A 22,103-nucleotide genomic window follows, 5' to 3' on the forward strand; every position below is an offset into this window, starting at 1 on the left:
AGGTAGCAAGTTTTTAACTTGCGACTTCGAAGCTTGCCATTTCAATGGCGAGTAGTTCACGAATGCTATATACATCCCTAAAAGACATAACACCTGAAAAAAGATTTAAAGTATTTATTATATCAGCCATAATATCAGAAGTTTGCTATGCTTTCTTTCCGTTTTTTAACCACTTAATTCCTATGTTGATTTTACTTTTGATAGCAGGATTTTTTAATGCTATTATAAACATATTTCTCAATTCTTCAGTGCAATTAACGGTTCCTCAAAATATGAGAGGTAAAGTAAATAGTTTATTAGGAACAGTGTTGCAAGGATTAACTCCGATAGCTATGGCAGTTGGAGGAATAATAGCTGAATTTATTCCTATTAAAATTATTATATTTTCTTGTTTTATGATAACATTGTTATTTTTTATTCCATTAGCGTTTATACCTTCATTCAAGCGATTTATAAACTATAATCCTAAGACTCAGACTTTAGAAGATATAATGTAGTATTTAGCAAATAGCTAATGGCGAAGAGCTAATAGCCAAAACCTGAACTTTGTTCTCATTTTTAAAAAAGGAAGTTATTAAGTAATGTAGAATATATATAAGTAGATATACAAATATAAGGGTTTGCTAAATAATTATAATGGTAATAATATAATTGGTACAAACTGAGAAATATTTACATATGTATAATAATTATGTATAATTAGGTAGAATAAACGATGAGGAGTTGATATGATGACTGTGAAAATAATTACTGACAGTGCTTGTGATTTACCTGCTAATATTCTAAAAGAGTATGAAATTGACCAAATTCCTATTTTAGTTTATTTAGACGATAATGAGTTTTTAGATGGAGAAACAATAGAACCTAAAAAATTATATGAAGATATGAGGAATGGACTAATATATAAGACAGCACAAATACCACCTAATATATTTAAAGAAAGATTTACAGAGTATGCTAAACAAAATCAAAGTTGTATATATATAGCGTTTTCATCAGGATTATCAGGTACATATAATTCTGCACTGATGGCAAGGGAAGAGGTACTTGATGAGTATCCTGACTTTGACTTAGATATAGTAGACACAAAATGTGCTTCTGTTGGGTTTGGACTTGTAGTATATAAGGCTGCACAAATGGCTAAAGAAGGTAAAACTAAGGAGGAGATTCTAGAAGCAGTTAGATTTTATTCTGAACATATGGAGCACATATTTACAGTGGATAATTTAGAATATTTATATAGAGGTGGGAGAGTTAGCCGTACTGCTGCATTTGTAGGAGGACTATTAAATATTAAACCTATATTAGATGTTGAAGATGGTAAGCTAATACCTATTGAAAAGATTAGAGGTAGAAAGAGAGTATTAAAAAGAATGATTGAAATAATGGAAGAGAGAGGAGTAGACTTAAAAAATCAAACAATAGGTATAAATCATGGAGATGACATAGAGGGAGCTAAGAAACTTGAAGAAATGATAAGAGAAAAGTTTGGATGTGAAGATTTTGTTGTTAACTTCGCAGGGTGTGCAATAGGAGCCCATTCGGGTCCAGGAACACTGTCAGTATTTTTCTTAAATGAAAAAGCACCGATGTAGATTAGTTACCAGTAAGTAGTTAGTAGGGAATTTGAGTTGGATGTATCCAGCTCAAATTTTTTTGCTCAAAAATCCTTTACAAAAGGAAATTTATGTAGTACAATATGACTAAAGAGTCACATGACCTAAGAGTCACACAAGAAATTATTTTTTTACCATAAATATGACTGTTTAGTCACATACTACACACAAAGGAGGGATATGTTTGCCAAAGGATACATTTTTCAATTTACCTGAAGAAAAAAGAGAAAGAATAATAGAAGCCGCAATAGATGAGTTTGCTAAACATACTTATCACAAGGCTAGCATAAATAGAATTGTTGAAAAATCAGATATTGCAAAGGGAAGTTTTTATCAGTACTTTGAAGATAAAAAAGATTTATTTAAATACATCATAAAATTATCTTCTGAAAAGAAGTTACAATATTTAATGCATGTAATTGGAAATATGGAGGATATGAATTTCTTTCAGATAGTTAGAGAACTTTATATAGCAGGATTAAAATTTGCAAAAGATAACCCCAAATTAGCAACTATAGGACAAAATTTTATGAAAGATACAGATACTAAGTTAAAGGAAGAAATTTTAGGAGAAAACATGCCTAAAAGTGATAACTTTTTTGAACAAATATTAAGAAGGGAGATTGAAAAGGGAGAGATTGTTAAAGATTTAGATGTAAAAGTAATTGCTCATATGATTACATCATTAAGTATATCAATAGGTGAATATTTTTATCTTGAGAATGGAATTGCAGATGATGACAAAATAATGTCATTAGTAGATACAATGATTTATGTACTTGAAAATGGTATTAAAAAATAAGGGGGTTAAATAGGATGTTAAAGGTAAAGAACCTATATCATTCTTATACTAACGATGAAAATTATGCAGTAAAGGGGATTAGTTTTGAAATAAAAAAAGGAGAGATATTTGGATTTTTAGGTCCAAATGGAGCAGGTAAATCAACTACTCAAAAAATTCTTACGGGATTATTAACTTTACAGAAAGGTGAAGCTTTTATCGCTGGAATAGACGTTAGAAAGCCAACTGAAAAAATATTTAATTTAATTGGAGTATCATTTGAGCATCCAAATATCTATGAAAAGTTAACTGGCTTTGAAAATTTAGATTTTTACAGAAAGATGTTTAGTGTACCCACTAAAGAACCAATGAAACTATTAAGAATGGTAGGATTAGAACATGCAGCTACAAAGAAAGCTGGAGAGTATTCCAAGGGGATGAAGCAAAGACTTGTTTTTGCTAGATCACTGATAAATAATCCTGAACTTTGGTTTTTAGATGAACCTATTTCAGGTCTAGACCCTACTACTGCTAGTCAAATAAAGGATATAATCTGGCAGAAAAAGCAGGAAGGAGTTACTATGTTTTTAACAACTCACAATATGCATATAGCTGATGAATTATGTGATAGAGTGGCTTTTATAAATGAAGGAAAAATTGAGCTTATAGATTCACCAAGAAATCTAAAACTTAAATATGGAGAAAAGTTGGTGAAGGTAGAATATAGAGAAAATGAAGAACTAAAGAAAGAAAGTCTATCATTACTTGATGATAGGGATAAGCAAAAGCTAAACAAGTTGATAAATGAAGGAAAAATAGAAACAATGCACTCACAGGAAGCTACCCTAGAAGAAATATTTATGAAGGTTACAGGTAGGGGGTTGAAATAGATGCTTAATAGATTTCTTGGACTGGTTAAAAAAGATATAATAACTGGATTTAGAAATTACTATTTTCTAATGGTTATAATAGTTGCTTTATTATTTGTTGGTATAATCCAGTTTGTAATACCTGAAGATACAAGTATAAAGCCTAGCGTATATTACTATATAGATTACGAAGGTGAAATGAAAGCATATTTGCAAGAGATGATAGGTCAATCAGAGGAAGAACATGATAAAATCTATAAAGCTAATTCGAGAGAAGAGATAATAGACAATATGAAGAAGAGTACAAATTCCATTGGGATGGTAATTACAGCAAAACAAGGTAAACCTTCGATAGAATTTATATTACAGGGATATGAAAATGAGCAGGTAAAAAATGCACTACTTCTATCAATGAGGGATGAAATAAATAGTGTATTTAATGAGGAGATAGAAATAGATGTTGTAAAACTAAAACAGGGATTAAACGTTGAAAAGATACCTACAAACAAAAACGTACTTCCGTTATTTGTGTTAACAGAACCAGTAATGCTTGGATTTATTTTAATAGCAGCATTGATATTTATGGAAAAGGATGAAGGAACGATAAAAGCATATATTGTAACACCAGGTAGACTTCCTGAATACTTGGCATCAAAGATTACTTTAATGCTAATATTAGGGATAATATCAGTACTAATAAGCACTATATTGGTGGTTGGATTTGATGCTGATTATGTAAGTCTGTTAATTATAGTTATATTGGGAGGAATATTTGCTTCTTCATTGGGCTTAATTGTAGCAAGTTTCTTTAAGAATTTATCTCAAGCAATGATATGGATAATAGCTATAACTCTTGTACTAAGTATTCCAACAGTATCATATTTTTTCCCAAGTTTTGCTCCATGGTTTTTTACTATACTTCCAACATATCCATTAATGTTTGCTATTAGAGAAGCCATATTTCAAACAGGAAACAGTAGCATTATTTATTCGACAGCATTGTATTTATTGGTTGTTAGTATTATCACCTATGGAATTTCAATATTAACATATAGATTACATTTAGCTAGGGATTAAAGGGGGTGTAAGATTTGATACGAAGAATATTAAATGTTTTTAAAAGGGATATGTTGAATAGTTTTAGAGATTATTTGATGTTATATATGTTTATAGCACCGATTCTTTTGACAATAGGATTTAGTTTTTTTATTCCCAGTGTACAATCTGCTTCACTACAATTTGCAGTAGATGAAAATTTAGACCGAGAAGTGATAAAGGAATTTGAAAAGTACGGAAAAGTTGAAAAGTATAACAGTATAGAAGAAATAAAAGATAGGGTTAATGATGTAGATGACGTTGCAGGGATAACTAAAAATAATGAGGGAAAGTTTCAAGTAATATTAGAAGGTAATGAGTCCCATGATACAGAAGTAATACCTCAAATGATAATTAAGGATATGATGAGAGAAAATAAGTTGAATATAGACTTAAATGTAACGGATATAGGAGTGAAAAGGTCACCGGTGGCATTAATAGGAGCAATATCTATAATCCAAATGGCAGTATTAATTGGGGGAGTGACTATTGGATTTAATATTATTGAAGAAAAGCAATCCAATACTATTAAAGCACTTAATGTTACACCGATGACTAAGCTTGAGTTTATAATAGGTAGAAGTATTGTAGGTATTGTTCTTCCTATAATACACGTATATATTGTATTATGGATTTTAGGTATGCTTAATGTAAATAAAATGATGGTATTAGTAATGACTATAGTAAGCTCTTTGATTGGAATATTGATTGGATTTTTAATAGGTGTAATTAGCAATAATCAGATTACAGGAATTACAAACATGAAAGCGGTGTTTATAATAGTATCATTATCAATAATAGGAGCTTTATTACTACCTGAAAGTAAGCATTTTCTATTGTACTGGGCTCCACCCTATTGGTCTTTTATAGGGTTTAGAGACATATTATTAAATAATATAACCTGGGGGCAAATAGGAGTATACGCGAGTTGGATATTAGGATTGACCTTTATAATATTCCTTCTATTTAGAAAGAAAATTAGTAGGGGATTAGCATAAATGTATTATATTACTCCAACAATAGACTTATATAAATCTATTGTTGGAGTTGTTTTTATATTATAATTATAATTGGGATTAAATAAAGGGGGAAAATCTTATGTTAATAGGGGAAAAAGTAAGATTAAGGGGACTAGAAGAAAAGGATATACAGTTAGCATATGAGTATATGAATGACCCAGATGTTATACTGAACCTTTGGACTGGAATACCATATCCTGTAACTCTTAAGCAGGAAAAAGCATGGTATGAAAGTCAAAAGGACAATAAAAACACCTATAATTTTGCAATTGAAACATTAGCAGATAGATTATATATAGGTGGATGCGGAATCAATGAGTTAGATTTAAAAAATGGAGTTGCAATAGTAGGTATAATGATAGGCCATAAGGATTATAGAGGCAAGGGATATGGAACAGATGCAATGAGGGTTTTATTAGACTTTATATTTAACCAAATAAATGTTAACAAAGTACAACTACATGCCTTTGCCTTTAATGAAAGGGCTATTAAATCATATAAGAAATGTGGATTTATTGAAGAAGGAAGAATAAGACAAAGGATATTTAGAAATGGCAAATACCATGATGAAATAGTTATGGGAATATTAAGAGAAGAGTATATAGACATAACAAATATAAAAACTTTTAAATATAGAAAAAACAAATAGAAAAACCAACAAATGTTTATAGACAAATGCCCATAAAAGTAGTATAATAAATTTCACACAGTAAAATTATACCCCTTTAGCTCAGTTGGCTAGAGCACTTGACTCTTAATCAAGGTGTCCAGGGTTCGAGTCCCTGAAGGGGTACCAGATAAAAACCACTAGGTATTTGATTGCCTGGTGGTTTTTTTTGTTTTCTAATTTTTTAAAAATATTTTAATCATTATTAATTGTGGTTATATTTGCTATATAATTAAATTTATGTATAATTAATATGTGGGTATAAGGTTTGATGAGGGAATTGAGGTTTATATGGAATTTAAGATACAGGATTTTTCAGAGCAGATAGCAAGGGAAATCTTTATAAAATTAAATTCGATGGGTAATATAGAACATGTGACTTCAAACTGTATAGATTTACTTGGATATACTTCAGACGGAATGAAGGGACGAAATTTTCAGGAGTTTATATTAGAAGGTAATAGTAAAGATATTCTAGGCAAAGAAGAAGGACAGCTTGAATTAATGCTAGTACATAAGAACGGTTCAATATTAAGAAACCAAAGTTACCAATAGAAATTTCTATTGGAACAGCGTATAGTCATAAATCTAAAGATAGTATGAAGAATTTATTCAATATAGCTGATAATAGGATGTATAAGGATAAAATGAAGAAAAAATGTTATTCTTTCTATTAAATCAGTACCCCTAGTATTTAAAAAGCGACTTTAGTCGCTTTCTTATTTTTTCTAAGAGCTGACAGCTAGGACCTGAGAACTGACTAAAATGCTACTAACTACTAACAACGAACTATTAACTTATAAAAACATAAAGTAGACTTTGTTCTAATATTGGCTAATGCTATAAAAAATCAATATTATATAGTATAATAAACTATGAAAGTAACTATAGATAAAGGGGTGCTTAATGTTGAAGAGAATATTGGCTACAATTATCACAATAATATTAGTAATGACTTTACCAGTATTTGCAGATGATTTTGAACAAACATCAGTACATGAACCTACAATGGGAACTGCAAAGGGAAAAGTTATCGAAGTAATATCAGAAACAAATGCAGATGAGAGTGAGGATTCATTTACATTTTCTACACAGATTGTAAAGGTAAAAGTTCTTACTGGAAAATATAAAGGGGAAGAGTTTATTATAGAAAACAATTTGAGTAATAATGTAGCATATGATATAAAAGTGCAAGCCGGAGATGAAGTAGTTTTAGCAGTTGAAGAGACAGAGGGGGAAGCTCCACAAATGTTTATCTCTGATTTTGTTAGAGATAAATATATGATGTACTTATTAATTGCTTTTATACTATTGCTTTTAGTAGTGGGAAGGATAAAAGGATTAAAATCAATGGCTACATTGGCTATTACAGTTTTAATTGTTGCTAAAGTAATGCTTCCTCTTATTTTAAAAGGCTATAATCCTATATGGGTATCAATAGTTTCATCTATTGCAATAACTATACTTACAATTTTCATAATTGGTGGTATAAACATAAAGTCTATATCAGCTATTATAGGAACAGCTGGCGGAGTAATTTTTGCTGCAGTTTTATCCTATATTGTAGGTAGTTTAGCTAAACTAACTGGATTAAGTAGTCACGAAGCTAGTATGCTTATGTATATTCCACAAGGCATAAGCTTCGATTTTAGAGGATTATTATTTGCAGGTATTATAATAGGTACATTAGGAGCAGTGATGGATGTAGGTATGTCTATTGCGTCTGCAATGTATGAGATGAGAGGGATTCATCCTAACATATCTCCAAAAGAATTAATTAAGTCAGGTTTGAATGTAGGTAGAGATGTGATGGGGACAATGTCTAACACCCTAATATTAGCTTATACTGGTAGTGCTATACCTTTACTATTACTTTTTATGGCATATGATACACCTATGCAGGAAATATTAAATTTAGATTTGATAGCTACAGAGATAGTAAGGTCATTAGCAGGAAGTATAGGAATTATTATAGCTATACCAACGACTGCATTAGTTACAGGATTGATTTTAAAGTATAAGAATATTGGTTAGAGAGATTATTTGAGGCGACTTTAGTCGCCTTTTTAAAAAGAAGTAAAAATTAATATAAAATAAACAGTTAACAATATAAAAAAAGGGTATATATAAATTAACTTAGGATTGTTAAAAAAGCTACATAAGGAGTGAAAAAATGTTAGGTAATAAAAGGAAAATCTATGAGGAAATTATTGATAAGATAATATCGGGAGACTTAGACACTAGCTTAGAAAATAAAAAGGGTGACAAGGTAGTAGAAAAATTAGTAGATTTAAGAAAACGATTATTGACTGATAAGTATGACATAAAAGAATTAATGTATTTAGTATTAGATATAGCAATTGAGATTAGTACATTTGATGTGGAGTTAAAGCACGAATCAAAAACAATAAATGATACGACAGAAAAGATAAGTAATGTATCAGATAATTTATATAGTATTTTTGAAGAAATAGCTGCAAGTATTACTCAAGTCTCTACAAATTCAGATGAGTTTGTAAATTCTATACTACATATATCAGATAAGGCTGCTGAGATTAATACAAATACCAATAAAAGTAGTAGCTCATTAGAAGGTATAAAAGATGAGATAAATAACGTTAGTAATTTATCAACACAGATGAATACAGATGTAGAACAGTTGATTAATGTTACTGAAAAGGTTAAAGCTGCAATTGAAGGAATTAATCAAATAGCAGAGCAGATAAATTTATTAGCATTAAACGCATCTATAGAAGCAGCCAGAGCAGGAGAGCATGGTAGAGGATTTAATGTTGTTGCAGAGGAAATAAGAAAACTATCTATTGATACTAAAGAATTTATAGATTCTCTTAATGAATTAATGGAGCAAATAAATGCAGCATCTAAGAATAGTTCTGATAGTGTAAGAAAAGCAGTTGATGGTGTAAATCAAGTTAAAGAAGAATTAGAAGAATTAAATAAAATATTTAAAGAAAACTTAAGCTTTATAAACGGAATTACAAACGATATAGCTAGGATTGCTAGTTTTAGTCAAGAGCTTAATGCAGCAACAGAGGAAGTTTCTGCAACTATAAACAACACAACTGAATCAGTAGAAGAAATATCAAGTATTACCACAGAACTAACAGATATAGCAAAGAGAATATCAAATGTTGCAGACTCTATAGAAGCTATAGAGGATAAAGCAAATAAAGCAGGTAAAATAGGTGGTAAATTAGGAATAAATAAGTTTTATAGATTTAATAACAGTGAGTTTATAGACATAATTGAGCCTGCTGTAGATAAGCACAGAGAATGGGTAGACACTTTAAGAAAGATGGTAGAAGAGATGCAAGTAAAACCTTTACAAACAGATGGACATAAGTGCTCCTTTGGACATTTTTATTATTCTATAAAACCACAAAATGAAGAGATGACACAGATATGGAATGAAATAGAAGAGCATCATAATGAGTTGCATAGCATAGGTCATTTAGTAATAGATTTCATTAGAGATAATGATAGACATAGTGCACAAAAACATTATGAACAAGCATATGAAAAATCAGAAATAATGATAACCTTATTAAATAAGCTTATAGATAAAGCTAAAGAATTATCAGAGAATAATGATTATGTGTTTTAAATTGAAATGAAAAAACGTAGGGCTGGATACATCTAGCCCTACTCTTTATATATGAAAGGGGAATTAGAAACTAGCTAGCTAATTTAGGTTTTATTCTTTTACATTGACCTAAAAAATATGCTCCATTGTCAATAATGAACCTTTTAGCAATTATTTGACCTTCTAGTTTACTAGTTGATGTAAGGTGAATCTTAGCTTTAGCAGTGACATTTCCTTTTACATTACCTCTTATAATTACATTTTCTGCTATAATATCTCCGTCTATTTGTGCTGTTGGTTCTATATATACTGTTTTATTTGAAAAGATTTTACCTTTAAATATACCTTGTATTTCTATTGATTCTGACGTATTTATAGTTCCTTTTAAACGGGCATTTTTTTTAACCATCATGTTTATATTTTTTTTAGTCATATTATATGACCTCCGTTATAATTACTTACTTTAAGTATAATACTTTTCTGAAGATAAGTGATGAGGCGAAAATACCAAAATCATGTAGTACGAAAGGGCTATATTGTCGTAATATGGAAAAACACGTTATAATTGCTGACTACTGACTACGGACTATTAACAAACAATATGTCTTTTATTTTTTGTTAATTAGTAATATAATATTAATTATAGAATTATTTTTTGGAGGTGTAAGGATGCCTAGGCCTGTAAAATGGCGTAGAATTGAAAGTTTACCAGAATATAGACATTTTGTTCCGATAGATGTTTCTGAATGTGAATTAGAAGAAAATGTGCTTAAGGTAGAAGAATTAGAGGCAATAAGATTAAGAGACCTTGAAGGATTAGACCAGGCTACTTGTGCTGAAAGAATGGAAGTTTCCAGACAAACTTTCCAGCGAATTTATAATTCAGCAAAGAAGAAGGTAGCTGATAGTCTTATTAATGGTAAGGCAGTAAGAATAAAGGGTGGAAAATACACTCAACAGATATGTAAACTTGTATGTGAAGACTGTGGCTATACATGGGAAAATAGAGTAGAAGATTTAGATGAAAAAATCACACATTATAAATGTCCAGAATGTGGCTCTGAAGATGTTCATTGTGATAGTAAGCCTATGGAAATTTGTCGTAGAAGACGATGTGGAGGTAGAGGTTTAGGCTTAGGAAGACATCGAAGAAGAGGAAGAATGGATGATAATGAATAAAATTCTCTGCTGCAATGGCAGGGGATTTTTTTGTATAAAATTATTATAGAAAAGCGAAAGGTGAACAGCGAATAGACCATAAGAATTAAGAGCTAAGAAATGGATTAAAAGTTACTAACAATGAGCCACTATTCCTCTTATCCCTAGATTCCTGTTCCTATTCTATGTTAATAAGTCTCATAATCATAAACATTAGAAAAAAATAGAGGAAATTACAAATTATTAAAGAATACCTTAATTAAAGAAAATATTATGATAAAGCATATTATGGAACATTAACAGCTATTTTTATTTTGAGAGCCTATGTTTTAAATAGAGGAATACTATATCTATCTTTAGATTATCAATCTCTATAACCGAGTCAGTTGTCGCATTAGGCGTTTGCAGGCTCTATAAAGTACTATAGTGAGATATGGAGGAATAAATGAGTAAAAAAAGAAAAAGTGTTATTGGAAAATTAAACAGTTTATGTTTAGGAGAATTTTTAGCTGCTGTTTCATTTACATTTTGTTTTTATACATGGGTTTGGACGCTGAATATAAGTATAGGTTGGATTGATATCATATCATTTTATATTTTGATTTATATTTTACTACAAGGTAGTTTCTTTTGGCTATATTTGAAAAGAAAAACTTTACGTCGAGTAAATAATAAAGAGCGATATCAACTGTTTTTCATTATTTTGAGAAATAGTAATATCGTATTGTTTGTATTAGATTTAATTGTAATTATAGTATTTGGCGAACATAAAGTATTTAATCTATTTATACTAACCTTTTCATTAATTGAATACGTGAACTATTATTTTATCAGATTATCATATCCTCCAAAAGAATTTTTGGCAAGGGTTAAAACACTTAACTTTAAAAGTTCTAAGTTAAATAAAGAGATAAAAAGCAGGTGAGAGTATAATAATACTATGCAAGGAAAGCATAAATTAATTGCTTGGTTATTTCTGGCATCTACATTACCTAACAGAGTGTTCTTGATACGACAGGAACAAGAAAGGATGTTGCGTTGTGAACAGACAGAACGTTAGAGGACATTGCAAATAGGTGGAGGCATATTTGAAAAAAGGAGGTATTTTATGATAAAGTATTTAACTCATTACTATAGAGATGGCACTACTCCTTTTAAAAGTTTATCAGCACTACCAGAAAAGGAAGCAATAAAAAAAATGAAAAAATTATATGTTGATGATGCAATGTGGGGTCGATTTAAAGATCCAGTATGGTATTTAAGACAAAGAAAGAAAACAGAATTATGGTTAAGAGAACAATTTATTTTAAAAGGAGGCCTCCCTAAGGAAAATTATCCAATTTATGCGGTTTTGGGAAAATGCGAAAAGATAGAGCAAAATATGGAGGAACAAAAACTAGCAAAAATACAAATACCACTTTCAGCTTTTAAGAAAGAGGACATAAGCTTTACTTATATAGATAGTATGTTTTCATACCAATTGGGAAGAGATAAGTCTCCTAAATATTATCAACCTGAGTATCATGGAAAAGTGTTTACAATATCTGAAATATGTTCAATATTTAAAGAAAGAGGATTACCGAAAAAAGGTTGGTGGGGCGATCTTCCAGATGATTTTTTTCCTTATATAGAAGTTCAAATTTGGAATCATCAAATACTTAGAAGATATTTATGATAGATATTATTATACTTTGATGGTAAAATATAGCTAAATATAACTTATCACCAGATGGAACTTTAGGTAACAATATATTACTAACATTAGGAAACATCAACGGGGGTAAGAATAATGATTAATAAATGTAAAATTGGAGGTATAGTATTAATTATAATATTAGTTCTGATAGGATGTTCTAAAACAGAGATAATTGAAGAAAATACTGTTAGGGTTTCAGATAGTGACCTTTTTGAAGGAGAATTAAAGAAATTGGAGCCTCATATGGGATTAATTACAGGAAGTGCTAAAATTGAATATAATGGTGATAAGGATTTCATTGGCTGCAAGTATGAAATTTGGGAAAATGGTGAGATAACTGAAACTAGTGATATATTTTCAACTAGAATTGATGGAGAGTTTGATGGCGAAATTAATATATCACTTAAACAATTAATAAATAATGAACTAGAAAAATCAGATAATATGATAATGACGACTTCTTTAGGAAATGAAAACGGATATAGTAGTTCTACAAAGTATATTAAAAGATTTGATGAAAATTATGGGTATTCACCGTATGAACTAACTGAAGAAATAATTGTAACTGATGATTCAGACATAAGTGTTTGGGGATTAATGGCAAGTGACGATAGTGTTTTTAGTCAAGAAAAAACTATCGAAGAAACGGCTGAAAAAGTTGACTGGGCTATTGTAGTAAAAGTTTATTTTAAAAATTAATATTATATTTTTTTCTGGGGTGTATTGGAAATATTGTATAGTCTAAGGGTTAATACATTTCACAAAAATGGTATGAAATGTATTAACTACTAAAAACATTAGTGGAAACCCAAACGACAAGTATGGAGATATTGTTAATGTTAAAAAATGCAAATACAGAAAAAAATTGGATAAACTAGAAAACTAGTAGAATTGAATTAGAATAAAAAATAGGTTTTGTGTAACAGGGGATTTAATATTTTTCTAGAAATAATATGTAATATAAAATATATAAGCAAATTTAAAAAGGAGCGGATTAAGTGAATACTAAAATAAAAGAATTGACACTTTTACTATTGTATTTAACATCATGGGAAGAAGATGAATTTGGCAATAAGCTACGAAGAAGTTGGAAGGGATACCCTTTTGAAATTTTGGACGAATTAGTTGATGAAAAACTAGTTTTTGGAAGTAAGAGGGCAAAATCTGTTTATTTTACTGAAGAAGGTATTAAAAAAGCAGAAGAATTAATAGATAAGTACCTAGACCAGGAGGTTCACTAATGGTTGCACCAAGAAGAAAAAGATATAACAGAAAACAAAGATTACCAGTTGCAAAAAAATGGATACCTACATATAAAGGAAAAAACTTAGTTAAAGGTTATAGTAAATGGTTTGGTGTTGACAAAGTATGTGCTATAACTGAATTAGAGTTGTTAGGACATGAGATTGATTCAAAATATAAAGAACAAATTTTCAAACAACATAAGTTTAAATCAGAAGATGGACAAAAGAAAAATAATGAAGAAAGAGAAGAATTAGAATTTTGGCCAGATAGTGACTTTTATTTTATTACAGCATATACATCAGGTGGTACTCCTTATGGAATAACATGGGAAGAATATGAGAGAGATATTAAAGAAGAGACTGAGGATAGAGAAGATGAAAAGAAGAATATTAAAAAAATTGGATTATACAATGATTATGAGTTTTTTGATGAAGATATTCCTTTCTAAGCAAGTTGTTAGTCAAAAATGAAAAACATTACATATATAGTGAGTAAAGGTATTATTTTTCGTTAGAGAAAATGAGATTGATAGAACTACTTTATATTATGAGGAAGGATAGGGAGTGTGGTATCATGAATAAAAAGAAAAAAAGCTATTTAACAATAGCATTAGTCATAAGTCTATTACCTATGTTTTTAAGCTGGTTTGGTAGTGCGAGAGGAGTGCAAGAGATAAAAGGAACAATAGTATTATTTAATCCGATTACTATACTATGTATAGTGGTATTTCTTATAGGTGTTTGGTATAGATTTAAGAAAAAACAAGTAAATACTATGATTCCACTGATAGCATTAAGTGGGATTATTTTGATTGAGGTTTATGAATTTTTAACTTGGCATTATATGACTATAACAGGAAGAATCAGTTTAGAAATTAGCTTTGCAATGACCTATCCCGAGTTTTATTTTGGGTTGTTTTCATCGATACTCATGTTAATATTATATTTGTATCTTACAAAAATAACAGATTCCAAAAACAAAAATAAATATAAACATTATTTATTATAGTTCCAAAACAATTTAAATAATAATAAAAAATTCTCTGCTGTAATAGTAGAGAATTTTTTTGCATAGAATTATTGACATATGCCCATAATAGTATTATAATTAATAATGAGCATATGCTAATAAAATATTTGGAAAGGAGAATAATTATGCCTAGGGGAGATAGAAGAGGACCAGAAGGTATGGGACCAATGACAGGTAGAGGATTAGGATATTGTTCTGGTAATGATAGACCAGGATATGAAACTGGATACGGAAGAATGGGAGCTAGAAGAGGTTTTGGAAGAGGTTTCGGAAGAGGCTTTGGCTTGGGTTTCAGAAGAGGTGCAAGAGGATTAGGATATGGGAGAAGATATGCAGCATATTACGATGCACCATCAAAGGAAGAAATGAAAGAATACTTAACAGAAGAAATGAACGTATTAAAACAAGAAATGAAAAATATCGAAAGAAGATTAGCAGAATTAGATAAAGATAATAAAAAAGACAATGAATAATCCCCAAAGAAACCGTGGTGGAGTTTTAAATTCCATCACGGTTTTTTTATTTATAAGAGAAAATATTTACAGAATTATTATCGAAAAGCGAAAGGCGAACAGCGAATAGCCTAATTTTTTCTAGTCCCAGTTCCCAGTCCCCTGTACCCTAAATATGGTATAATTTTATATGTAATAATTAACTTAATTCTTACTACTAACCAACAAATCGACGAAGTCGATTTTGTTGTTAAAAGGGAGTGGTGAAATGGGTGATAAAATAGTTTATTTTGGACCTATCAATAATAACCATAAAGAAACATTAATACATAAAGCTAAAGAATATCTTAAACAAAATAAAGGGGATAAATTCTATTATATATTACCGACGGGTAACTTAATGATGAGATTAAGAGAACAACTATTAGAAAATTTAAAAGGTGCTTTTGACCTACAAGTTATCACCTTTGACGATATAGTAAAATCCCTTTTATCAAAGGAGTTATATACAAAAATTGACGATGCCACTAAAGAAACTATTATTTCTAACATAGCTATTGAATTATATGAAAGCGGTAAAATAAATTATTATAAGGATTTAATAGATATAGAAGGATTTATTAGCTCAGTAAGTTATATTATAGGAGAGATTAAGAGGTCGTTGATTACACCAGAGGAGTTTAATAGTAAAATTTCTAAAGAGCCTAAATATACAGAGATAGGTCTTATATATAGTGAGTATCAAAGGTTTCTAAAGGATAATAACCTTATTGATAAACAAGAGAGTTTCATAAAGGCACTAGAGAGTTTAAATAAAGACCAAAGTTTTTTTGACAGTTTAGATTGTATAATGATTGATGAATTTTTTGACTTTAGACCCCACGAGTTACAGATAATAAAAGAGATGACTAAAAGTGATATAGATATTTACATAAATATTCCGTATAAAACGAATAACAAAAAAACTACGGTAAACAATACATTAGAGATTTTACAGGACATGAGCTTTGAAATACAGGAGATAAAGCAAAAAAGTGATAAAAATATATTTGAAAAAATAGGAGAAGATATATTTAATGTAAATCATCCTGTATATGAAAAAAGTGAAAAGCTTAAGTTAATAAAAGCTCCTAATAGATATTTAGAAGTTAAAAAGGTATGTGAAGAAATAAAGCGATTGACTAATAAAGGTTTAGAATTAAACGAAATAGGCATAGTAGTAGGTAATGTTGATAACTATAAAGACGTTCTAATTAAGACATTAAATGAAGAAAGAATACCATCCACATTAAAAGAAGAACTTAAATTAATAGATATACCACTTACTAAAGAAATAATTAATCTAATAGAGCTTAAACTAAATAACTTTGATAAAGATTCTGTTATAAAGGTTATTAAATCAGGCTATCTGGACATTTGTGATGGACATAATAGAGATAAGTTTGAATATTTGCTTCATACTTTAAAAATAAAGAATGTAAATAAAGAATTTAAAAGCATCATTAACAATGAAATGAAGAAATTAAGATATTTAATAAAAAACAATGAAGAAAAAAGGGAATTGTATGAAGAAAGACTTGAGAACTTTTCAAATCTAAATTTCATTATTCAAACTTTAATAGATGAAACTAAAAAAATTCCGACAAAAGCTCCAGCTGAAGAAATTGTAGATACTTTATTAAACGTTATAAATGAATATAACATAAAGGAGAAAATAAAGAGCGTATATAAACATAGTAACAATTATTCATTACTTCATAGAGACCTAATGGCATTATCAAAACTAAAGGAGATGCTAAATAAAGCAATTACAATATCACAGCTTGCATATAAAAACGAAATCACTTTAAAAGAAATTCGTGATATATTAATAAGATTATTAAAAGACGAAACTATAACGATAACTATGGGGAATAAAAAAGGAGTTAATATATTAACTCCGGCTACTGTAAGAGGACTAAGCTTTTCTACAATTTTTATAATGGGACTAGTACAAGGAGAATACCCGTGTGTAAATGAAAATAACTGGTTCTTTAAAGAAGATGATTACGACATGTTTAAAGACATAGGAATAGATATAAAGAAATACAGTCAAAAGTTAGATTTACAATCCTTACTTTTTACAGTTAGTATAACTAGACCTAAGGACATGCTTATATTAAGCTATCCAGAGTCTAATGGAGGAGAAAATGTAAGCATACCTTCTATGTTTTTAGACGAGCTTTTAAACCTATTTAAAGGTGAAGAGATTGAAGATAAGATAAACTATATAACATTAGATATGGATTATCTACTTAAAGAAAAACTTGAAGATGTAACATATGATAGAGAGCTAATAAGACATTTACTTTATCACCATTACTTAGGAAACGATGTATCAGAGTATTTAAAAATGTTAAATGGATTACATCCTGATGATATTAAAGAAATCATGACTAAATTAGAAGGTGAAATCAAGCGAAATGAGATGGACTTTAATGAATATGATGGAGTTTTAACGGATGATAGAATAATTGAAGATATTCAAAATCAATTTAAAGATATGAAATTCAGTATAACTCATTTAGAGACCTATGGTAAATGTCCATTTAGATTTTTATATGAGCACGTATTAAATGTTGAGGGAATAGATAAGGATATAGAGGAGTTTTCATCATTAGATAAAGGGAATGTGTATCACGAAATATTAGCAATCTATTATAAAAATCATTTAGATGATTTTAGAAGGTGTATATTAGATGGTGAAGAGTTTGATGTACAAAGTACTAGAAACGAAATAATAAAAATTACAGAAAAGACTTTAGCAAACATAGGCATAACTAGCTTTAATAACCTTTGGAGATTAAGAATTGAACACATAACTGATACAGTAATTAACTTAGTAGAATTAGACCTCGAAAGGCTTAATAAGTACAAAGGTAATTTACTTCCCTATGAATTTGAGGTTAAGTTTGGATATGAGAAGGAGTTTGTAATATCGGTAGGAGCGAGAGATATAAAATTACTGGGTAAGATAGATAGAATAGATAATTTAGACGGTGATGACTCATATGTAGTATATGATTATAAAAGCTCTTCCTATGGAGTTAAAAAGATTAAAGATATTAATGGAGGTACTTCTTTCCAACTTCCAGTGTATATTATGTCTCAATTAGATAAGGACAGGGAAGTTATGGCAGGGGGATATATAATTATAAAAGATGGAGAGTCTTCTATAGAAATAATAAAGGATAGTAAAAAGTCACTTGTAAACAAAAGAAGGGGAAAAGGTATATTAAAGGAAGAAGAATGGGACAAGTTATTAGAAGAAGTAAAGAACAGAATAGGAGATTATATAGAAAGAATATATAGAGGGGACTTTAGATTAGCTCCTTTAGAATGTGATGAATACTGTAAACTTAGCAGCTTATGTAGATATAATAAAGAGCGAATTAACAGAAAGGGTGATAGCTATGAATTTAACTGATAGCCAACGAAAAGCAGTCGAAACCATAGATAAAAACGTAGCTGTAAATGCAGGGGCAGGTTCAGGAAAAACTAGGGTACTAGTAGAAAGGTATATATACATATTGGAAAATGGAGTATTAGAAAAAGATAAAGAAATAGAGTCTATATTAGCTATTACCTTTACAAATAAAGCTGCAGCAGAAATGAAGGAAAGAGTAAGAAAATCTGTATCTGAAAAAATTGTAGAGGATAAAAAGTGGAAGAGAATATATATGGACATAGATAGGGCACAGATATCTACTATCCATAGTTTTTGTTCAAAAATACTTAGGGAAAATCCGATAGAAAGTAAATTAACTCCTGGTTTTTCAGTTTTAGAAGATTATGAAGCTGATAACATATTAAAGGAGATAATAGAAACATATATAAACGAAGGACTAGAAAAAGACCATGATATGTTTAAGTTTTTTAGATATTTTACAGCCGACTCATTAGATAAATCTAATAATAGTATAATTGACAACATAAAAAATCTTTACAATAAAATAAGAAGTACAGGATTTTCATTTATAGAAGTAAAAAATATAACATTAAACACAATAGATAATTTAGAGGTAGATATTAGCTTAATAGAAGACATAAAACAGAAATTTATATATCTAATGTCAAAGGCAAGGAAGAATTCTAAATTTGCAAAACTAGAAAAGGATAATATATGGATACAATTTAAGGATGAACATGTTACAGAGATTGATAATATAGTAATCGATACATTAAAGTATTTATCACAGAATATCGGCAAAATGAAGAATGAAGAGGAAACTATTAAAGAATTAAAAAGGTCAATATCAGAGATTGTAAAAATAGAAGAAAAGAATAAAAGGCATATATATGAAAAGCTTTTAGATATACTCATAGATATAGATACAAGATACAGTGAAGAAAAGAGAAGAAGAGGGGTACTGGATTATGAAGATTTACAGCTTAGAGTACTTAAGCTTTTAGATAATAATGAAATAAGAAAAAAATACCAGAAAAAATTTAGATATATAATGGTAGATGAGTTTCAAGATACTAATGAGCTTCAGAAAAAGATAATATATAAACTATGTAGTGAAAACTCAAAGCTAGATAGGCAAAACCTTTTTGTAGTTGGAGACCCTAAACAGTCTATATATAGGTTTAGAGGAGCCGATGTTGAAGTTTTCTATGACGTAATGAATGACATTAATGAAGTATCAAATATAGAGCCTATAACATTGGAAGACAATTTCAGAACTGTAGACAGTGTAATGGGCTTTATAAACAGTATATTTGAGCGTGTAATGGGTGATGCATACGATAAATTAAGACCTAATAAAGAATCATCAAATAAAGTAGATGTAGAAGTATTAGAATGTGAAGATTTACAGATACCAGAAGAAGAAAATAAAGCTGAATATGTAAAAAAATATGAAAGTGAGCTTATTGCTAAGAGAATAAAGAAATTAGTAGAAAAGGATGGATATCGATATAGAGATATAGCTTTGCTTTTCAGGTCAACAACTGATAATAGCATATATGAAGAGGCATTAAAACAATACGGAATACCCTTTTATAATATAGGTAGTGGTGGGTTTTTTAAAAGACAGGAGATAATTGACATTATTAATGCATTAAAGGCTATAAACAATAGATTTGATACTCTATCTGTTGTAGCAACCCTTAGAAGCCCTATGTTTGGACTTTCTGATAATACATTGTATTGGATATTAAGAGATACCACATCGGATATATTAGAAAGACTAAATGAAGATATCCATAATATATCTAAAGAGGAAAGAGAAAAGGTCAAAAAAGCATATGAGATTTTAACTAGACTTAATAATATAAAATCCTTTGTAAAGGTATATGACTTGATAAATGAATTAATAGAAAAAACGTACTATATAGAAACTTGTATGCTTAAGTTTGGGAATAAGCAGACTATGGCCAATATTGTAAAGTTTACAGAAATGGCAAGAGAATTTAGCCAAAGGAATAATAGTGACTTACAAGGCTTTTTAGACTATATAGATAATAAAATAAAAAATGATATAGATGAAGGACAAGCTCAAGTTGAATCAGAAGAAGGTAATACAGTTAAGATTATGACTATTCATAAGTCAAAGGGGCTACAGTTTAAGGTGGTTATTGTTCCTCAATTATCTAAACAATTTAACTTTTCGTATCCTAATATTTTGTTTGATAAAAAGAAAGGGATAGGTATAAAGCACCCAAATAAACTAGGAAAGCCAGACAAAGAAACCTCTCATTTATATAAAGATATTTTAGAAGCTCATAAAGAAAAGGATATGGAAGAAAACAAGAGAATACTTTATGTAGCGATGACAAGAGCTGAAGAAAAACTTATAATAGGAAATCAAAGCACTGAAAGATTAAGAGAAAGCTTTAAAAAATTAATTCAGGAACACCTTGAATATGGAGAGTTTGAAAGAATAAATAATATAGAGGTAGAAAAGGGAGAATTTAAGCAAATAGTAGGAATTGATATTGACGAAGAGAAACCCTTTGATAAAAATATAGTTCCTCTATTAAAGACTTATAATGAATTTAACAGTAAAAGCTTCAATAGATTTACTGTTACTCAGTATATGACATTTAATGAGTGTCAAAGGAAGTTTTATATGACTTATTATAAGGGTTTACCTTCAGACGAATCATTTATTGATAGTGAATACGACACTTATAATGTATTAATAGACCCAGCAATTAAAGGTCAAATAGTTCATAAAATATGTGAAACATATAGTACCGGTATGGACGTTAAAGAACTGACTAAAAATGTAGTTAAAGCCTATAATATTGAACCAAGCAACGAAATTCTAGACCATTTAAGACTGTATGTAGATAATTATATTAAACATTATCGAGACGATTATGACCATATTTTCAACGAAAAAGAGTTCTATTATAGGATAAAAGACAAGTATATTTATGGTATAATAGATAGAGTAAATATAAAGGGAAATACTGCTGAAATTATCGACTTTAAGACTAACAGATATAATAACAAGCAAGATATCGTAAACAAATATGCCTCACAAATCCAATTATATACCAGTGCATTTAAGGATATTTACGACATAGAAGTAAAAAGAGCAGGACTTATGATGTTAGAAACAGGAGAATTTATAGAGATAGATATAGATAAGCAAAGTTTAGATAATAATAAAAAGGCTTTACAGGAGTTTATACAGTTTGTAAATGACAATAAGGAGATAAGTATGTATAAAAAGGGAAATGCAGGTTGTAAGTATTGTAGGTTTAATGGATTGTGTACTGATTAGTATAATTATATAATTAAATCATATATTATTTATGAAGGGAAAAGAGGTTTTTATAACACATGCTTAGTTGAGGGACTTTTATATCCTCAACTAAAA

21 protein-coding genes and 1 tRNA gene are annotated in these 22,103 nt (G+C 29.3%); 21 read left to right on the forward strand and 1 reads right to left on the reverse strand.

Annotated elements, in window-relative coordinates; genetic code table 11:
• Positions 1-44 precede the first annotated feature (44 nt).
• From L21TH_RS08470 to L21TH_RS08520, 11 genes are all read left to right on the forward strand, one after another.
• On the forward strand, positions 45-497 hold the full coding sequence (locus tag L21TH_RS08470) for an MFS transporter (protein ID WP_081627945.1): 453 nt from the start codon (positions 45-47) through the stop codon (positions 495-497).
• Positions 498-731: 234 nt separating this feature from the next.
• Entirely contained in the window at positions 732-1,595 is an 864-nt protein-coding gene (locus L21TH_RS08475) for a DegV family protein (protein ID WP_034429790.1), read from the forward strand.
• A gap of 205 nt (positions 1,596-1,800) precedes the next feature.
• Positions 1,801-2,418 (forward strand): TetR/AcrR family transcriptional regulator, encoded by a 618-nt coding sequence (locus tag L21TH_RS08480; RefSeq protein ID WP_006314139.1) that lies wholly within the window; start codon positions 1,801-1,803, stop codon positions 2,416-2,418.
• Between the two features lie 14 nt (positions 2,419-2,432).
• Positions 2,433-3,287 carry an ABC transporter ATP-binding protein gene (locus L21TH_RS08485; protein WP_006314140.1) on the forward strand — a complete coding sequence of 285 codons (855 nt, stop codon included), beginning with the start codon at positions 2,433-2,435 and terminating at the stop codon, positions 3,285-3,287.
• Positions 3,288-4,343, forward strand: a complete 1,056-nt coding sequence (locus L21TH_RS08490) for an ABC transporter permease (protein WP_006314141.1) — start codon at positions 3,288-3,290, stop codon at positions 4,341-4,343. It abuts the gene before it with no gap.
• A gap of 14 nt (positions 4,344-4,357) precedes the next feature.
• Entirely contained in the window at positions 4,358-5,359 is a 1,002-nt protein-coding gene (locus L21TH_RS08495; protein ID WP_006314142.1) for an ABC transporter permease, read from the forward strand.
• A 100-nt stretch (positions 5,360-5,459) separates the two neighbouring features.
• Positions 5,460-6,029, forward strand: a complete 570-nt coding sequence (locus L21TH_RS08500; RefSeq protein WP_006314143.1) for a GNAT family N-acetyltransferase — start codon at positions 5,460-5,462, stop codon at positions 6,027-6,029.
• 70 nt (positions 6,030-6,099) lie between these two features.
• Positions 6,100-6,176, forward strand: a tRNA-Lys gene (locus L21TH_RS08505).
• 126 nt (positions 6,177-6,302) lie between these two features.
• Positions 6,303-6,602 (forward strand): PAS domain-containing protein, encoded by a 300-nt coding sequence (locus L21TH_RS08510; RefSeq protein WP_006314144.1) that lies wholly within the window; start codon positions 6,303-6,305, stop codon positions 6,600-6,602.
• Between the two features lie 351 nt (positions 6,603-6,953).
• The gene (locus L21TH_RS08515; protein WP_006314147.1) at positions 6,954-8,081 is read left to right on the forward strand and encodes a YibE/F family protein; all 1,128 of its coding nucleotides are present in this window, start codon (positions 6,954-6,956) and stop codon (positions 8,079-8,081) included.
• Positions 8,082-8,220: 139 nt separating this feature from the next.
• Positions 8,221-9,672, forward strand: a complete 1,452-nt coding sequence (locus tag L21TH_RS08520) for a methyl-accepting chemotaxis protein (RefSeq protein WP_006314148.1) — start codon at positions 8,221-8,223, stop codon at positions 9,670-9,672.
• Positions 9,673-9,742: 70 nt separating this feature from the next.
• Here L21TH_RS08520 and L21TH_RS08525 read toward each other — a convergent pair whose 3' ends face one another.
• Positions 9,743-10,084: a bactofilin family protein gene (locus L21TH_RS08525; protein WP_006314149.1), complete on the reverse strand. Its 342-nt coding sequence runs from the start codon at positions 10,082-10,084 to the stop codon at positions 9,743-9,745.
• Between the two features lie 236 nt (positions 10,085-10,320).
• Here L21TH_RS08525 and L21TH_RS08530 point away from each other — a divergent pair, with 236 nt between their 5' ends.
• The 10 genes from L21TH_RS08530 to L21TH_RS08575 all read left to right on the forward strand — a co-directional run bounded on the left by L21TH_RS08530 (position 10,321) and on the right by L21TH_RS08575 (position 22,007).
• Positions 10,321-10,830 carry a DUF134 domain-containing protein gene (locus L21TH_RS08530; protein WP_006314153.1) on the forward strand — a complete coding sequence of 170 codons (510 nt, stop codon included), beginning with the start codon at positions 10,321-10,323 and terminating at the stop codon, positions 10,828-10,830.
• A 424-nt stretch (positions 10,831-11,254) separates the two neighbouring features.
• A complete protein-coding gene (locus L21TH_RS08535) occupies positions 11,255-11,734 on the forward strand; it encodes a hypothetical protein (protein WP_006314154.1) in 480 nt (159 codons plus the stop codon).
• A 183-nt stretch (positions 11,735-11,917) separates the two neighbouring features.
• Positions 11,918-12,484 carry a hypothetical protein gene (locus L21TH_RS08540; RefSeq protein WP_006314155.1) on the forward strand — a complete coding sequence of 189 codons (567 nt, stop codon included), beginning with the start codon at positions 11,918-11,920 and terminating at the stop codon, positions 12,482-12,484.
• 114 nt (positions 12,485-12,598) lie between these two features.
• Positions 12,599-13,204 carry a hypothetical protein gene (locus L21TH_RS08545; protein WP_006314158.1) on the forward strand — a complete coding sequence of 202 codons (606 nt, stop codon included), beginning with the start codon at positions 12,599-12,601 and terminating at the stop codon, positions 13,202-13,204.
• A gap of 299 nt (positions 13,205-13,503) precedes the next feature.
• Positions 13,504-13,746, forward strand: a complete 243-nt coding sequence (locus L21TH_RS08550) for a DUF6429 family protein (RefSeq protein WP_006314159.1) — start codon at positions 13,504-13,506, stop codon at positions 13,744-13,746.
• Positions 13,746-14,198, forward strand: a complete 453-nt coding sequence (locus L21TH_RS13805; RefSeq protein WP_006314160.1) for a hypothetical protein — start codon at positions 13,746-13,748, stop codon at positions 14,196-14,198. Before L21TH_RS08550 ends, L21TH_RS13805 begins: the two co-directional genes overlap by 1 nt.
• A gap of 125 nt (positions 14,199-14,323) precedes the next feature.
• A complete protein-coding gene (locus tag L21TH_RS08560) occupies positions 14,324-14,758 on the forward strand; it encodes a hypothetical protein (RefSeq protein WP_006314161.1) in 435 nt (144 codons plus the stop codon).
• A 146-nt stretch (positions 14,759-14,904) separates the two neighbouring features.
• Positions 14,905-15,252 carry a DUF5320 domain-containing protein gene (locus tag L21TH_RS08565; protein WP_006314162.1) on the forward strand — a complete coding sequence of 116 codons (348 nt, stop codon included), beginning with the start codon at positions 14,905-14,907 and terminating at the stop codon, positions 15,250-15,252.
• 247 nt (positions 15,253-15,499) lie between these two features.
• Positions 15,500-18,697, forward strand: a complete 3,198-nt coding sequence (locus L21TH_RS08570) for a PD-(D/E)XK nuclease family protein (RefSeq protein WP_006314163.1) — start codon at positions 15,500-15,502, stop codon at positions 18,695-18,697.
• Complete coding sequence (locus L21TH_RS08575) at positions 18,615-22,007, forward strand: UvrD-helicase domain-containing protein (protein WP_034429792.1); 3,393 nt, start codon at positions 18,615-18,617, stop codon at positions 22,005-22,007. The genes L21TH_RS08570 and L21TH_RS08575 overlap by 83 nt, the downstream gene beginning before the upstream one ends.
• The last annotated feature ends 96 nt before the right edge of the window (positions 22,008-22,103 follow it).

Source organism: Caldisalinibacter kiritimatiensis, assembly GCF_000387765.1.
Classification (GTDB): domain Bacteria; phylum Bacillota; class Clostridia; order Tissierellales; family Caldisalinibacteraceae; genus Caldisalinibacter; species Caldisalinibacter kiritimatiensis.

What these genes read in the sequence shown, in the direction of transcription:
- L21TH_RS08470 (WP_081627945.1), top strand. Translation starts at nt 45, where the DNA reads ATGGCGAGTAGTTCACGAATGCTATATACATCCCTAAAAGACATAACA.
- L21TH_RS08475 (WP_034429790.1), top strand. Translation starts at nt 732, where the DNA reads ATGACTGTGAAAATAATTACTGACAGTGCTTGTGATTTACCTGCTAAT.
- L21TH_RS08485 (WP_006314140.1), top strand. Translation starts at nt 2,433, where the DNA reads ATGTTAAAGGTAAAGAACCTATATCATTCTTATACTAACGATGAAAAT.
- L21TH_RS08490 (WP_006314141.1), top strand. Translation starts at nt 3,288, where the DNA reads ATGCTTAATAGATTTCTTGGACTGGTTAAAAAAGATATAATAACTGGA.
- L21TH_RS08500 (WP_006314143.1), top strand. Translation starts at nt 5,460, where the DNA reads ATGTTAATAGGGGAAAAAGTAAGATTAAGGGGACTAGAAGAAAAGGAT.
- L21TH_RS08515 (WP_006314147.1), top strand. Translation starts at nt 6,954, where the DNA reads ATGTTGAAGAGAATATTGGCTACAATTATCACAATAATATTAGTAATG.
- L21TH_RS08520 (WP_006314148.1), top strand. Translation starts at nt 8,221, where the DNA reads ATGTTAGGTAATAAAAGGAAAATCTATGAGGAAATTATTGATAAGATA.
- L21TH_RS08525 (WP_006314149.1), bottom strand. Translation starts at nt 10,084, where the DNA reads ATGACTAAAAAAAATATAAACATGATGGTTAAAAAAAATGCCCGTTTA.
- L21TH_RS08530 (WP_006314153.1), top strand. Translation starts at nt 10,321, where the DNA reads ATGCCTAGGCCTGTAAAATGGCGTAGAATTGAAAGTTTACCAGAATAT.
- L21TH_RS08535 (WP_006314154.1), top strand. Translation starts at nt 11,255, where the DNA reads ATGAGTAAAAAAAGAAAAAGTGTTATTGGAAAATTAAACAGTTTATGT.
- L21TH_RS08540 (WP_006314155.1), top strand. Translation starts at nt 11,918, where the DNA reads ATGATAAAGTATTTAACTCATTACTATAGAGATGGCACTACTCCTTTT.
- L21TH_RS08545 (WP_006314158.1), top strand. Translation starts at nt 12,599, where the DNA reads ATGATTAATAAATGTAAAATTGGAGGTATAGTATTAATTATAATATTA.
- L21TH_RS13805 (WP_006314160.1), top strand. Translation starts at nt 13,746, where the DNA reads ATGGTTGCACCAAGAAGAAAAAGATATAACAGAAAACAAAGATTACCA.
- L21TH_RS08560 (WP_006314161.1), top strand. Translation starts at nt 14,324, where the DNA reads ATGAATAAAAAGAAAAAAAGCTATTTAACAATAGCATTAGTCATAAGT.
- L21TH_RS08565 (WP_006314162.1), top strand. Translation starts at nt 14,905, where the DNA reads ATGCCTAGGGGAGATAGAAGAGGACCAGAAGGTATGGGACCAATGACA.
- L21TH_RS08570 (WP_006314163.1), top strand. Translation starts at nt 15,500, where the DNA reads ATGGGTGATAAAATAGTTTATTTTGGACCTATCAATAATAACCATAAA.
- L21TH_RS08575 (WP_034429792.1), top strand. Translation starts at nt 18,615, where the DNA reads ATGAATACTGTAAACTTAGCAGCTTATGTAGATATAATAAAGAGCGAA.